The organism is Brenneria sp. hezel4-2-4 (genome assembly GCF_013155275.1).
Lineage (GTDB): Bacteria > Pseudomonadota > Gammaproteobacteria > Enterobacterales > Enterobacteriaceae > Brenneria.
Genome location: NZ_JABJXS010000002.1, coordinates 364,897 through 378,396, shown reverse-complemented (window position 1 = coordinate 378,396; position 13,500 = coordinate 364,897). Strand labels below are relative to the sequence as shown.

Genomic DNA, 13,500 nt, shown 5'->3' with positions numbered 1-13,500 from the left:
CCCGCGGAGACGGACACGCACGCACGCTGCCGCGAGTGCGAGTTCTGTTTCTTCAACCACTCGGCAACCTTTGCGTTTGACCAGGTCAACGAATGCGAGAATTACGCCTTGCCGCGGGAGGAAAAAACCACCTCGCCGAGCGTGCGGGATTGATGACGAAAGTCAACGATCTGGTTCGCCAGGAAGCTACCGAACCAGATCGTTTAAGCGAAGACAATAAAGCTTATTCGCTAATCGAATAAGCGGCAGGATAGACGAATCATCAGAACACGATCGTTTTCCGACGCGTCAACCAGGCGCTGACAAACTCGGGCACCACGGTACTGGCCGGGCCGTAAATTTTTTCGTCAAACTGACTCTCCACCAGGCTGGGTTCAAGATTCAGTTCCAGCGTATAGGCACCATGCGCATGCGCTTCATGCACAAACCCGGCGGCAGGATATACGTGCCCGGACGTACCGATGGCGATGAAATAATCCGCCTGCGCCAATGCCTGAGAAATTTTATCCATCTGAAGCGGCATTTCACCGAACCACACGATATGCGGACGTAAAGGCGCCGGGAACTGACAGCAGTGGCATCGCTCCTCGGCGGAAAGATCCCCCGTCCAGTCGAAAATCTGCCCGCTCTGACAGCAGCGCACCTTCAGTAACTCGCCGTGCATATGGATAATCCGCTCGCTGCCGGCCCGCTCATGCAAATTATCGATATTCTGCGTGATGAGTAAAAAGTTATCCCCCAGCAATGCTTCCAGATTAGCCAGCGCCAGATGAGCCGCATTGGGCACGATGTCGGGCTGCTGTAACTGGCGGCGGCGGGCGTTATAAAATGCCTGCACCAGCTCGGGGTTGCGATGAAATCCCTCGGGGGTGGCGACATCCTCAACCCGATGCTCTTCCCACAGACCGTCGGCCGCCCGAAAGGTACGGATGCCTGATTCCGCGGAAACCCCCGCGCCGGTCAACACCACTACTCTTGGCTTTTTCACTTCGGTCGCCGCCAGATAATCTCGGTGGAAAATACGTGCACGCAGACGCTGCTGACGCATTCGTTTCCCTTTATGAAAACGTCCTAACCGTTGATGCGTTTGCATATCTGCTCCTGCTATTGATCCATTAAGTGTAGCAATGCCGCGCCGCGAATGCCGCCCGCATCGCCATAACGCGCTTTTTCTATGCGTGGAAGTTTGGCAATCGGTAATAATCGCGCCGGCAAACGCGTCGGTAATATCTGATAAATTTCGTCGAAATTCGATAACCCGCCTCCCAGCACCAGCAGATGGGGATCGAGAAGCGTCAACAGATTGCCTAAACAGGCCGCCAGTAAATCCATAAACCGATCGACGAACGCCAGCGCATTGTTATCGCCCGCGCGATAGTGCCGGATGATGGTCACCGCCGGCAACGTCTGTTGATAAAAATGCGCATACAGCCATTCAAATCCGCGGCCTGAAATATAGTTTTCAATACACCCGGACTGCCCGCAGCCGCATTTAACCCGCGGAATATCCTCGCCGAGGATCGCCAACGCGTCGGACGGCAAACGGAAATGCCCCAGCTCCCCGGCAATGCCGTTTCGCCCGTCCACCGGACGTCCGTTCACCACCAATCCGCCGCCGACGCCCGTACCGAGGATTACGCCCAATACGACCGGGTAAGCGCGAAATTCCTCATTCCAGGCTTCAGACAGGGCAAAACAGTTGGCGTCGTTATTAATACGGATCTCGCGCTGTAATAACTGCCCCAGATCCGCGCCCAGCGGCCGCCCCATGGTCGCCGGCAAATTGGCGGTAAACAGGGCGCCGTTGTCGCCGGTTTGCATACCCGGCACGCCAATGCCGACCTTGCCTTCCATGCCTACCTGCGCATCGGCTTCTTTGGTCATTTCAACCAGCGTATTCAGCAGCGTTTCATAGCTGTTGCGAGGCGTGGGAAGGCGCTTTTGCCAAACCATATTTAGCCCGGCATCAAATACGCCCAGCTCGATTTTCGTGCCGCCCATGTCAAAACCGTAATACATGACCGCCCCTTAAATGGTTGATGACACATTTCCACGCCGCACGGCTGTGAGTGTGGATGTACAAGGTTACTGCCCGCTCAATACCCGCGCGGGATCAATCCGGCTGGCGCGCCGCGCCGGATACCAACTGGCGATCAGGCTCAGCGCCAGTGCCGTCGCCAAAACGCTGATAACATCGACCGCATGTAACTCTGACGGCAGGAAATCAATAAAATAGATATCGCCGGATAAGAAACGATGACCGGTTATTGATTCGATACCGCGAATAATATTGGTCAACTGTAGCGTGGCGATCACCCCCGCAATCACGCCGATCACGCTGCCCAACAGTCCGGCCAGCAAGCCATACCAGACAAATATAGCGCGGATCAACCCGTCCGTTGCTCCCAGGGTACGCAACACGGCAATATCGCCGCTCTTATCTTTAACCGCCATCACCAGCGTGGAAACAATATTAAAACACGCCACCCCAATCACCAGCACCATCGCCAGATACATAATGGTTCTCACCATCTGGATATCACGGTACATATAGCCATAGGTGCCGATCCAACTGCGGATATAGACATGGGCGTTGGTGACCTCGCCCGCATCGCGCACCAGTTTATTGGCGCTGAAAACATCCGTGGCTTTAATGGCGATCCCCGTGACGCTCTCCCCCATATCCAGATAGTGCTGCGCGTCGGCCAGCGGCACCAGCGCCAGACTGTGATCGAGCTGACCGCTGAGTTGCAGAATCCCGCTGACGTGCAGCCGGATACGCTTTGGCTGCATCAGCTTCATTTCCGGGTCATTATTGGGGATCATCACCGTCACCCAATCGCCTTCGCTGACGTTCAGCGCGTTTGCCACGCCCTGACCGATAATCACCTGCTGTTCGCCGGCGCGAAAGCGCTGCCAGGCATCGTTGATCACAAAACGGGGTAATGCGCTGAGCCGGCTCTCCTGTTGCGGGTCAACGCCTTTCATCTGAATGGCGCGCAGGTTGGCGCCGTATTCCAGCAGACCGGTAAAATTGATATAGGGCGCTGCCGCCGCCACGCCCGGCACCCGTTCTATTTTGGGCAACAGCGCCTGCCAGCCGGCAAAGGGTTGATTGACCGGTTCGATTTCACCGTGGGGAACCACGGCCAGAATACGGTTGTTCAGCTCACGCTCGAAACCGTTCATCGCGCTTAAGCCCACGATCAGCACCGCCACGCCCAATGCAATCCCGATCGTCGAAATAACCGAAATCAGCGAAACCATGCCGCCGCGCCGCCGGCCCCGGCTGAAACGCAGGCCAATCAACAGGGAAAGCGGAGGAAACGTCATTGCCCGACTCCCGTTAGCGTCAGTTCCTGCTGCAACTGACCGTCACGCATTTCCAACTGACGACTCAGGCGGCCGGCCAGTTGTAAATCATGGGTCACCACCAGAAACGCCGTCCCCTGCCGCACATTCAATTCGCCCAGCAGTTCAAAAATCGTATCCGCGGTACGCTGGTCGAGGTTGCCGGTCGGCTCGTCCGCCAATACCAGCGACGGACTGTTCACCAGCGCTCTGGCAATGGCGACGCGCTGACGTTCGCCGCCGGACAGCTCCGCCGAACGGTGATGGCTGCGATTTTCCAACCCAACCGCCGCCAGCATCTCACGGGCTTTGTCTTGCGCCTGCGACGCCGGCACATGACCGATCAACAAAGGCATAGCTACATTTTCCAGCGCGGTGAAATCCGGCAACAGGTGGTGAAACTGGTAAATAAAACCCAGCTCGCGGTTACGCAGCGCCGATTTGTCCGCCGCCGACAGCTTACTCATCTGCTGCCCTTTAAAAATCACCTCACCGGAGGTGGGCGAATCCAGCCCGCCTAACAGATGCAATAAGGTGCTTTTCCCCGAGCCGGAACTGCCGACAATCGCCATCATCTCCCCGTTGCGCATTTCAAAGGTCACATCGCGCAGGACATCCGTCGACAGCTTACCTTCCTGATAGCGTTTGCACAGGTTATTGCACTGCAACAACAGTAAATCATTCATAACGTAAAGCCTCAGCGGGTTGAACGGCGGCGGCGCGCCATGACGGATACAGCGTGGAGAGAAGAGCAATGACCATCGCGGTCAGCGCGATGGTGACGACCTGTAGCGGTTCTATCGCCACCGGCAACGCCGCGCCGTCAAGCAATAATCCCAACATCGGCATCAGCGTATTTAGCTGGCTGGCCAACAGCGCCCCCAGCAGCGCGCCGAGTAACGCCCCGACGATCCCGGCGCTGCCTCCCTGCACCATAAACACCGTCATAATCTGACGCTGGGTCAATCCTTGCGTTTGCAGAATAGCCACCTCGCCCTGTTTTTCCATCACCAGCAAACCCAGCGAGGTAATAATATTGAACGCGGCGACGGCGATAATCAGACTCAGCAGCAGCCCCATCATGTTTTTCTCCATCCTCACCGCCTGGAATAACTCCCCCTTGCGCTCACGCCAGTCTTTCCACACCAGCCCGTCCGGCAATGTCTGGCGGCTCAGCGTATCGACCGCCAGCGGTTGATCGAGCCACAGGCGCCAGCCGGTAATATTGCCGGCCGGATAGCGCATCAGCCGTGAGGCATCCTGCTGATTGACCAGCAGTTGGTAGCCATCAACCTCGCTGTTGGCGGCAAAGGTTCCGGCGACGGTGAATAACCGCTGGCTGGGGATACGCCCCATTGGGGTGAGCTGGCTGGCGCTGGGCACCATCAGACGCAGTTGTTCGCCGCGTTTTACGCCCAGTTGAGACGCCAGTTGATCGCCGAGAATGACCTGATAGCCTCCCGGCTGTAGCTGCTGTTGCCTTACGTTCACCAGATAGCGCGATAAAGGTTCCGCTTCATCCGGGTTGACGCCCAGCATTACGCCCACGGCGACGCTGCGGGCGCTTTGCAGCACCACCTCCCCGGTGGTTAAGGGCGCCGCGCGGTTAATCCCCCGCAACGCATCCAGGTTCGAGGCTGGCTGGGCCTGCGGATCAAGCGAGCCTTGTGGCGTGGTGATCAACGCCTGCGGCATCAGCCCCAGGATATTGTTCTCCAGTTCACGCTCGAAACCATTCATAACCGACAGTACGGTTACCAGCGCCATCACCCCCAGGGTGATGCCAATGGCCGATAACCAGGAGACAAACCGCCCGAAGCGGTCCGATGCTCGGCCGCGCATATAACGCAGGCCAATGAATAATGCGACAGGTTGATACATGAAATCCGTCTGGATGAGGTTGCCAAAGCAAAGTGATCAAGGATAATAAAGGGTAGCACCGCTTTATGGAACCCTAACACCCTCACTCTCCGGCTTTTTCTTAGCGGACACCGGGGTCGAGACCTGATAATCAGATTATGCCTGAAAAATATCGTTATCCGTTGCCGCTCAAATCGGGTGAGCAACGCCTGCTGGGGCAATTAACCGGCGCCGCCTGCGCCGTAGAATGTGCAGAGATCATTGACCGCCATAGTGGACTGGTCGTGCTTATCGCCCCTGATATGCAGAACGCCTTGCGTCTGCGCGATGAAATTCAACAATTTACCGAACAACCCGTCACCAGCTTGCCTGATTGGGAAACGCTGCCTTACGACAGCTTTTCTCCCCATCAGGAAATTATTTCCAGTCGGCTTTCCACCCTGTATCAGTTGCCGTCGCTGGATCGGGGCGTCTTGATCCTGCCGGTCAACACCCTGATGCAGCGGGTATGCCCGCATAATTTCCTGCACGGTCATGCGCTGATGCTGAAAAAAGGCCAGCGCCTATCGCGCGACAAACTGCGTTCGCAGCTGGAACAGGCGGGCTACCGCAGCGTCGATCAGGTGATGGAGCACGGGGAGTTCGCCACCCGCGGCGCGCTGCTGGATCTGTTCCCGATGGGCAGCGAGGAGCCGTACCGAATTGATTTCTTTGATGATGAAATCGATAGCCTGCGGCTGTTTGATGTCGATACGCAGCGGACATTAAATGAAGTGCCGCACATCAATCTGCTGCCCGCGCATGAATTTCCAACCGATAAAACCGCCATCGAATTGTTTCGCAGCCAGTGGCGGGAACAATTTGACGTGCGCCGCGATGCGGAGCACATCTATCAGCAGGTGAGCAAAAGCGCCTGGCCCGCCGGTATTGAATACTGGCAACCGCTGTTTTTTAATCAGCCGCTGCCTTCGCTGTTCAGCTACTTCCCCGACAATACGCTGGTGGTGAATACCGGCGATATCGAACAGAGCGCCGAACGTTTCTGGCAGGATGTTCAGCAGCGCTTTGAAAGCCGTCGCGTCGATCCCATGCGCCCGCTTCTGCCGCCGGAATCGTTATGGCTGCGGGTTGACGGCCTGTTTTCCGAGCTAAAAGCCTGGCCGCGGGTGCAATTGCGCACCGACACCCTGCCGGAAAAAGCCGCCAATGTGAATCTTGGCTATCTGCCGTTGCCGGATCTGGCGATTCAGCACCAGCAAAAAGCGCCGCTGGACACGCTGCGCCGCTTTATCGAACAATTTGACGGGCAGATCATCTTTTCCGTCGAAAGCGAAGGCCGGCGCGAAACCCTGCAAGAGTTGCTGGCGCGAATCAAGCTCAACCCCACGCCGATTAACCATCTGGATCAGGCCAAAAAACGCGGCGCCAATCTGATCATCGGCGCCAGCGAGCACGGTTTTATCGATACCCTCCGCCAGCGGGCGCTGATTTGTGAAAGCGATCTGCTGGGTGAGCGGGTCAGTCGCCGGCGGCAGGATAACCGGCGGGCCATCAATACCGAGACGTTGATTCGTAACCTGGCGGAGCTTCGGCCTGGGCAGCCGGTAGTGCATCTTGAACACGGCGTGGGGCGCTATGCCGGATTAACCACGCTGGAAGCGGGCGGCATTAAAGCCGAATATCTGATTCTGACCTATGCCGGCGAAGATAAACTTTATGTACCGGTATCCTCGTTGCATTTGATCAGCCGTTATGCCGGCGGCGCAGACGAAAGCGCGCCGCTGCACAAACTCGGCGGCGAGGCCTGGTCGCGCGCGCGACAGAGAGCGGCCGAAAAAGTACGCGACGTCGCCGCCGAATTATTGGATGTCTACGCGCAACGCGCCGCCAAAAGCGGTTTTGCCTTTAAGCATGACAAAGGGCAGTATCAGCTGTTCTGCGAAAGTTTTCCCTTTGAAACCACGCCCGACCAGGCGCAGGCCATTAATGCCGTGCTGAGCGACATGTGCCAGCCGCTGGCGATGGATCGTCTGGTATGCGGCGATGTGGGCTTTGGTAAAACCGAAGTCGCGATGCGCGCCGCGTTCCTGGCCGTGGAAAACCATAAACAAGTGGCGGTGTTGGTGCCGACCACCCTGCTGGCGCAGCAACACTACGATAACTTCCGCGATCGCTTTGCCAACTGGCCGGTTAAAATCGAAATGATCTCCCGGTTTCGCAGCGCACGCGAACAAACGCAGATCCTGGAAGAAACGCGGCAAGGCAAAGTCGACATTCTGATCGGCACCCATAAGCTGTTGCAGAACGATGTCCACTGGCACGATCTGGGATTGCTGATTGTGGATGAAGAGCACCGCTTCGGCGTGCGCCATAAAGAGCGGATTAAAGCGATGCGCGCCAACGTGGATATTCTTACGCTGACCGCCACGCCGATCCCCCGCACGTTGAATATGGCGATGAGCGGAATGCGCGATCTGTCGATTATCGCCACCCCCCCGGCGCGTCGGCTGGCGGTGAAAACCTTTGTGCGGGAATACGACAATCTGGTGGTGCGCGAGGCCATTCTGCGTGAAATTCTGCGCGGCGGTCAGGTTTATTATCTCTACAATGATGTGGAAAACATCGAAAAGGCCACCCAGCGACTGGCTGAACTGGTGCCGGAAGCGCGCATCACCATCGGCCACGGCCAGATGCGTGAACGCGATCTGGAACGGGTGATGAATGATTTTCATCACCAGCGGTTCAACGTACTGGTTTGCACCACCATCATTGAGACCGGCATCGATATTCCCAGCGCCAATACCATTATCATTGAACGGGCCGACCACTTCGGGCTGGCGCAGTTGCACCAGCTACGCGGCCGCGTCGGGCGCTCGCATCATCAGGCCTATGCCTATCTGCTGACGCCGAATCCCAAGGCGATGAGCACCGATGCGCACAAGCGTCTGGAAGCAATCGCCTCGCTGGAAGATTTGGGCGCGGGCTTTGCGCTCGCCACCCACGATCTGGAAATTCGCGGGGCGGGCGAGCTGTTGGGTGAAGACCAAAGCGGTCAGATGACCAGCGTGGGCTTCTCGCTGTATATGGAGTTGCTGGAAAGCGCCGTTGAAGCGCTGAAGGCCGGTCGTGAACCGTCGCTGGAAGACCTGATCAGCAGTCAGACGGACGTTGAACTGCGGTTACCCGCCCTGCTGCCGGAAGACTTTATCCCTGACGTTAATACCCGGCTGTCCTTTTACAAACGCATCGCCAGCGCCAAACAACCGCATGAGCTGGATGAACTCAAAGTCGAGCTTATCGATCGTTTCGGCCTGCTGCCGGACGCCACCCGACATCTGTTACAGATTGCCGCGCTGCGTCAACAGGCCCAGTCGCTGGGGATAAAACGCATTGAAGGCCATGAAAAAGGCGGGTTTATCGAATTCAGCGAGCAAAACCGCGTCGATCCGACCCATCTTATCGGGCTGCTTCAGAATAACCCGGGCATTTACCGATTAGACGGCCCGACGCGCCTGAAATTCATTACCGATTTAAGCGCCCGACCGCAGCGCATTGAGTTTATCCATTCACTGTTAACCAATATGTCCCAGCATACGCTGGCCGCCTGAGCTATAGAAACCGCCTCGCCCTTCCTTACACCGGAAGGGCATAACGCCGGCAACCGGCGTATGTCGTTCTTCCCCCTTTACAACCACGGGATTAACGCAGTAAAGTCCCCACCCTTTTTTATGACGGGCCGTTGCTGCGCAACGTTGAAAAACGTTCCAGACGTTTTTTATGACATGGGTAATTCAGGATGTTTATAGGTTTTGACTATGGCACGGCCAACTGTTCCGTGGCGGTAATGAATGCCGGTACACCGCAACTGGTGCCGCTGGAAAACAAGTCCCCTTATCTATCCTCACTGCTCTGCGCCCCGGCGCGCGAAGCGGTCAGCGAGTGGCTATGGCGCTGCCATCAGGTAGAGGCCACGGGAGAAAACGCCCAGTTGCTGCGGCGCGCCATCAGCGTTAACCGCGACGAAGATATTCGTGTGCAGTCGGACAGCGTGAAATTCGGACGCGCCGCGTTAGCGCACTATATCGTCGATCCTGAAGAGACCTGGTTCGTTAAGTCCCCCAAATCGTTTCTTGGCGCTGTCGGCCTCAAGCCTCAGCAGATCGCGCTGTTTGAGGATCTGGTCTGCGCCATGATGCTGCACATACGCCGGCAGGCCGAGCAACAGCTTGGGCAATCCATCACACAGGCGGTGATCGGCCGGCCGATCAACTTCCAGAGTATTGGCGGCGAAGAAGCCAACCAGCAAGCCCAGGGCATTCTGGATCGCGCCGCGCAGCGCGCAGGTTTCCAACAGGTGATGTTTCAGTTTGAACCGGTCGCCGCCGGATTGGATTTTGAAGCTACGCTCAGCAGTGAAACCCGCGTGCTGGTAGTGGATATCGGCGGAGGAACCACCGACTGCTCAATGCTGTTGATGGGCCCTGACTGGCGCCATCAACGAGAGCGTCAACAAAGTTTGTTAGGGCACAGCGGCTGCCGGGTAGGCGGTAACGATCTGGATATCATGCTGGCCTTCAGGCAATTGATGCCCATGCTGGGTATGAACGGCGAGACGGAAAAAGGCATCCCCCTGCCCAGCCTGCCCTGGTGGAATGCGGTGGCGATCAACGATATTCCGGCGCAGAAAGACTTTTACAGTGCGGCGTGTCGTACCCTGATCGATGAAATGATACGCGATGCACAACGACCCGATGCAGTAAGACGCCTGCTTAGCGTCTGGCGTCAGCGGCTGGGCTATCGCCTGGTACAGCTGGCGGAAGAGAGCAAAATCACCTTATCCGACGCAGAACAGACAAACGCCGACCTGCACTTTGTCGAACCGGGCCTGACGACCATCATCGACAATAGCGAATTGAACGCGGCGATAGCCCAGCCGTTGCTGCGCATTCAGCAGCAGATCGAACAAGCGCTGAAGACCAGCCAAACCCGGCCGGATGTCATCTATCTGACCGGCGGTAGCGCCCGCTCCCCGCTGCTGCGCCAGGCAATTGAACGCCAGTTGCCGGGTATTCCTATCGCCAGTGGAAACGATTTTGGCTCCGTCACTGCCGGCCTGGCCCGTTGGGCGGAGATTTTATTCCGCGATTAACGCCCCAATGCCGGATGAGGTTATCCTGCCGCGGCCCCCGGCAGCCAGTGTATTCGCAAGCGGTGCACCGCACCGCCCCCCGATAGTGCATCGCATCATTCAGCCCTGCTCTATCCATCAACCTGCCGCGATTATGCCTGCGCGTTATTAAGACTCCGTGCCCATTTCCCGCGCGCCATAGCCCGGGAGATGATTTGCCGCCTGTCCAGAGTCCACATATGGCACTAATATTGCTTTATACCCGGCACCCTAAGCAGGCGATCCTGCCTATTCGATGTCGTTTTACCGCGGGCACTCGCCCCTGCCAACAAGCCTTACCGCGCTCGCCACACGTATAGGCAAGCGCTCAGACATCACAACGGAGAACGTAATGAAAATACAAACGCTGGTATCGCTGGTTCTGTTCGGAGTCGTCGGCAACGCCGCCCAGGCTGCGAACGCCGAAACCGGAGCGGTTCAAACCGACACGCTTAAGAAGATTCAGGATACCGGCACCATCGTCGTCGGCCATCGTGAATCCTCCGTGCCCTTTTCCTACTATGATAACCAGCAGAAAGTCGTCGGATACTCGCAGGAATATGCCAATGCGATTGTCGAAGCGGTGAAAAAACAGCTTAATCAGCCCAATCTGACGGTGAAAATGCTGCCTATCACCTCACAGACGCGTATTCCGCTGCTGCAAAACGGCACCATTGATTTTGAATGCGGCTCCACCACCAACAATGCGGAACGTCAGAAACAGGTGGCGTTCTCCAACTCCATCTTTATTGTCGGGGGGAAATTATTGGTTAAAAAAGACAGCGGCATCAACGATTTTCAGGATCTGTCAGGAAAACCGGTCACGACGACCGCCGGCACCACCAACGAAATTCTACTCAACCAGTTGAATGATAAAAACAGCATGAAGATGCGCATCATTTCGTCCAAAGATCACAGCGATGCATTCCGTACGCTGGAAAGCGGACGGGCCGTTGCTTTCTACATGGACGATCCGTTGCTGGCCGGTGAACGCGCCAAGGCGAAAAAACCCGACCAATGGGAAATCGTGGGAACCCCGCAGTCTCATGAAGCCTATGGCTGCATGTTGCGTAAAAACGATCCCGCCTTTAAAAAGCTGATGGATGAAACTATCGAGCAGGCGCAAACCACGGGTGAGGCGGAAAAATGGTATCAGCGCTGGTTTACCCAGCCGATCCCACCCAAAAATATCAATATGAATTTTGCCATGTCGGATGATATGAAAACGCTGTTCAAAGCCCCCAACGATCATATCCTGTAACACGAGGAAAGCCGGTTACAGCGCTTACGCGACACTCCCGCCCGATAAATACCGGGCGGGACGACCGTCGATAGGACGAGATGGGCGTGTCTTAAAAGGTTTCCCAGTTATCGTTCGACGGCCGGGCGGCGGATGCCGTCGCCAGCCGCGGCACCGACGGCCGGGGCACCGCGGCAACCGGCAATGCCCTGTCGGATGAGGCGACCGAACGGCCCTGTTTGAGTTGGAAACTGGCAACGGACTGCATTAACTGCCGCGCCTGCTCTTCAAGCGAGGCCGCGGCTGCGGCCGATTCTTCAACCAGTGCGGCGTTCTGCTGGGTAGATTGCTCCATTTCGCCAATCGCCAGCGCGACCTGATGGATGCCTTTACTTTGCTCGTCGGAAGCAATACTAATCTCACCCATAAGATCGTTCACCTGCGTAACCGACTGCACGATATCCTGCACCGTCTGCCCGCCATTTTCCGCCTGTGTGGCGCCGCTGCTGATCTGAATAACGGACTCGCCAATCAACCCTTCGATCTCCTTGGCGGCCTGCGCGCTACGCTGAGCAAGATTGCGAACCTCGCCAGCCACCACGGCAAACCCGCGCCCGGACTCGCCGGCACGCGCCGCTTCCACCGCCGCATTAAGGGCCAGAATATTGGTCTGAAAGGCGATGCTGTTGATTACCGAGGTGATTTCACCGATACGCCGGGATCCCCGTTCAATGTCGCCCATCGTTGCGACGATACCGCCGACCTGTTCGCCGCCTTTTTTGGCCGTCTGCGCCGCCTGGTCGGACAGTTTATTGGCGATCTGGGCATTGTCGGCATTCTTCTTCACCGTGCCGGTGAGCTGTTCCATACTGGCGGCGGTTTCTTCAATGGCTGACGCCTGCTCTTCGGTTCGCGCCGCCAAATCCGTATTGCCGGCCAGAATCTGCCCCGATGCGTTGAATACTTGCTCAGCACTGCGGCGAATATTATCGATCATACCGTGCAGATTATCGCTCATCTCCGACATCGCACCGATCAGTTGCCCCAGCTCATCACGACGTTCACTGTGCAACGCCACGGTCAGATTACCGGCCGCAATGGCGCGGGCGGCCTGAACCGCCTCCCCCAGCGGGCGGACGATCTGTCCGGACAGTACAACCGCCGCCAATACGCCGAGCGCAATGGCGGCCAGCGTAATGATCAGCAGTCGGTAATTCCCGGAAGAAATATTTTGGGCGACACGCTCCCCTTCCTTGTAATACACCTTGTTGATATCTTCCTGAATCGCGCCGAGAAGTCCGTTAAGCATTAACAGATCGTCTTTGCTGACGGCCGTGGCTCTCGTATCCCGGTAGCTGACCAGGTAGTTATCCACATGGGTATTCAGCTGTTTTACCAACTCAAGGTCTTCCGCCGGCCAGTCGCCGGAGGCAATTTCGTCCTGTAACAATCGCAGGGTTTTAACAATATTATCAAGGGATTGCATATGCCTTTCGATGTGTTGCGGATTGTTATCCAGCGCATACATAAAGTTGGCGTCACGGGCGGCGACGCTTCCGTCGTAAAGCAAACTCAGCCGATCCAGCCGCTGCGTGGATTGTCCGCTATTATGCAGCCCCCAAAGACCAACTAGCGATAGCCCCAGCGCCACTACCAGCAATAAGCCGAAACCAAGAGAAAGTTTTTTTGACACGGAAAGATTTTTGATTGAAAGGCTGTGTGACATATAAGTTTACTCATTCCCCATTATTGTATTTTTTTATCACTATATAGATGCAGGTAGATCCGAAGCGGATAATACAGGGTCTGATTTATTTGTTGCTAATTGTTTTTCCTTTTGTTAACAAGAACCCTAAAAAACTCGGTAATTACGTTTTTCGTC

10 protein-coding genes are annotated in these 13,500 nt (G+C 56.5%); 4 read left to right on the top strand and 6 right to left on the bottom strand.

Annotated features, from left to right (window positions below; genetic code table 11):
- Positions 1-92: 92 nt before the first annotated feature.
- On the top strand, positions 93-242 hold the full coding sequence (locus HOY33_RS05730; protein WP_172289244.1) for a hypothetical protein: 150 nt from the start codon (positions 93-95) through the stop codon (positions 240-242).
- 20 nt (positions 243-262) lie between these two features.
- On the opposite strand, the gene cobB is transcribed toward HOY33_RS05730, so the two are convergent.
- The 5 genes from cobB to lolC form a co-directional block, all read right to left on the bottom strand.
- Entirely contained in the window at positions 263-1,093 is an 831-nt protein-coding gene (gene cobB, locus HOY33_RS05725; protein ID WP_172289243.1) for a Sir2 family NAD+-dependent deacetylase, read from the bottom strand.
- A gap of 11 nt (positions 1,094-1,104) precedes the next feature.
- On the bottom strand, positions 1,105-2,019 hold the full coding sequence (nagK, locus tag HOY33_RS05720) for an N-acetylglucosamine kinase (RefSeq protein WP_172289242.1): 915 nt from the start codon (positions 2,017-2,019) through the stop codon (positions 1,105-1,107).
- Positions 2,020-2,085: 66 nt separating this feature from the next.
- The gene (gene lolE, locus HOY33_RS05715) at positions 2,086-3,333 is read right to left on the bottom strand and encodes a lipoprotein-releasing ABC transporter permease subunit LolE (protein WP_172289241.1); all 1,248 of its coding nucleotides are present in this window, start codon (positions 3,331-3,333) and stop codon (positions 2,086-2,088) included.
- On the bottom strand, positions 3,330-4,037 hold the full coding sequence (gene lolD / locus HOY33_RS05710; RefSeq protein WP_172289240.1) for a lipoprotein-releasing ABC transporter ATP-binding protein LolD: 708 nt from the start codon (positions 4,035-4,037) through the stop codon (positions 3,330-3,332). The genes lolE and lolD overlap by 4 nt, the downstream gene beginning before the upstream one ends.
- Positions 4,030-5,232 carry a lipoprotein-releasing ABC transporter permease subunit LolC gene (gene lolC / locus HOY33_RS05705; RefSeq protein ID WP_172289239.1) on the bottom strand — a complete coding sequence of 401 codons (1,203 nt, stop codon included), beginning with the start codon at positions 5,230-5,232 and terminating at the stop codon, positions 4,030-4,032. The genes lolD and lolC overlap by 8 nt, the downstream gene beginning before the upstream one ends.
- Positions 5,233-5,369: 137 nt before the next feature.
- On the opposite strand from lolC, the gene mfd reads away from it, so the two are divergent.
- The 3 genes from mfd to HOY33_RS05690 all read left to right on the top strand — a co-directional run bounded on the left by mfd (position 5,370) and on the right by HOY33_RS05690 (position 11,639).
- The gene (mfd, locus tag HOY33_RS05700; RefSeq protein ID WP_172289238.1) at positions 5,370-8,819 is read left to right on the top strand and encodes a transcription-repair coupling factor; all 3,450 of its coding nucleotides are present in this window, start codon (positions 5,370-5,372) and stop codon (positions 8,817-8,819) included.
- Positions 8,820-9,007: 188 nt separating this feature from the next.
- On the top strand, positions 9,008-10,360 hold the full coding sequence (gene yegD, locus HOY33_RS05695) for a molecular chaperone (protein ID WP_172289237.1): 1,353 nt from the start codon (positions 9,008-9,010) through the stop codon (positions 10,358-10,360).
- 370 nt (positions 10,361-10,730) lie between these two features.
- The gene (locus tag HOY33_RS05690; RefSeq protein WP_172289236.1) at positions 10,731-11,639 is read left to right on the top strand and encodes a glutamate/aspartate ABC transporter substrate-binding protein; all 909 of its coding nucleotides are present in this window, start codon (positions 10,731-10,733) and stop codon (positions 11,637-11,639) included.
- 91 nt (positions 11,640-11,730) lie between these two features.
- Here HOY33_RS05690 and HOY33_RS05685 read toward each other — a convergent pair whose 3' ends face one another.
- Complete coding sequence (locus tag HOY33_RS05685) at positions 11,731-13,344, bottom strand: methyl-accepting chemotaxis protein (RefSeq protein ID WP_172289235.1); 1,614 nt, start codon at positions 13,342-13,344, stop codon at positions 11,731-11,733.
- Between the last annotated feature and the right edge of the window lie 156 nt (positions 13,345-13,500).

Coding starts and splice junctions, on each gene's coding strand:
- HOY33_RS05730 (WP_172289244.1), top strand. CDS start 93: ATGCGAGAATTACGCCTTGCCGCGGGAGGAAAAAACCACCTCGCCGAG.
- cobB (WP_172289243.1), bottom strand. CDS start 1,093: ATGCAAACGCATCAACGGTTAGGACGTTTTCATAAAGGGAAACGAATG.
- nagK (WP_172289242.1), bottom strand. CDS start 2,019: ATGTATTACGGTTTTGACATGGGCGGCACGAAAATCGAGCTGGGCGTA.
- lolE (WP_172289241.1), bottom strand. CDS start 3,333: ATGACGTTTCCTCCGCTTTCCCTGTTGATTGGCCTGCGTTTCAGCCGG.
- lolD (WP_172289240.1), bottom strand. CDS start 4,037: ATGAATGATTTACTGTTGTTGCAGTGCAATAACCTGTGCAAACGCTAT.
- lolC (WP_172289239.1), bottom strand. CDS start 5,232: ATGTATCAACCTGTCGCATTATTCATTGGCCTGCGTTATATGCGCGGC.
- mfd (WP_172289238.1), top strand. CDS start 5,370: ATGCCTGAAAAATATCGTTATCCGTTGCCGCTCAAATCGGGTGAGCAA.
- yegD (WP_172289237.1), top strand. CDS start 9,008: ATGTTTATAGGTTTTGACTATGGCACGGCCAACTGTTCCGTGGCGGTA.
- HOY33_RS05690 (WP_172289236.1), top strand. CDS start 10,731: ATGAAAATACAAACGCTGGTATCGCTGGTTCTGTTCGGAGTCGTCGGC.
- HOY33_RS05685 (WP_172289235.1), bottom strand. CDS start 13,344: ATGTCACACAGCCTTTCAATCAAAAATCTTTCCGTGTCAAAAAAACTT.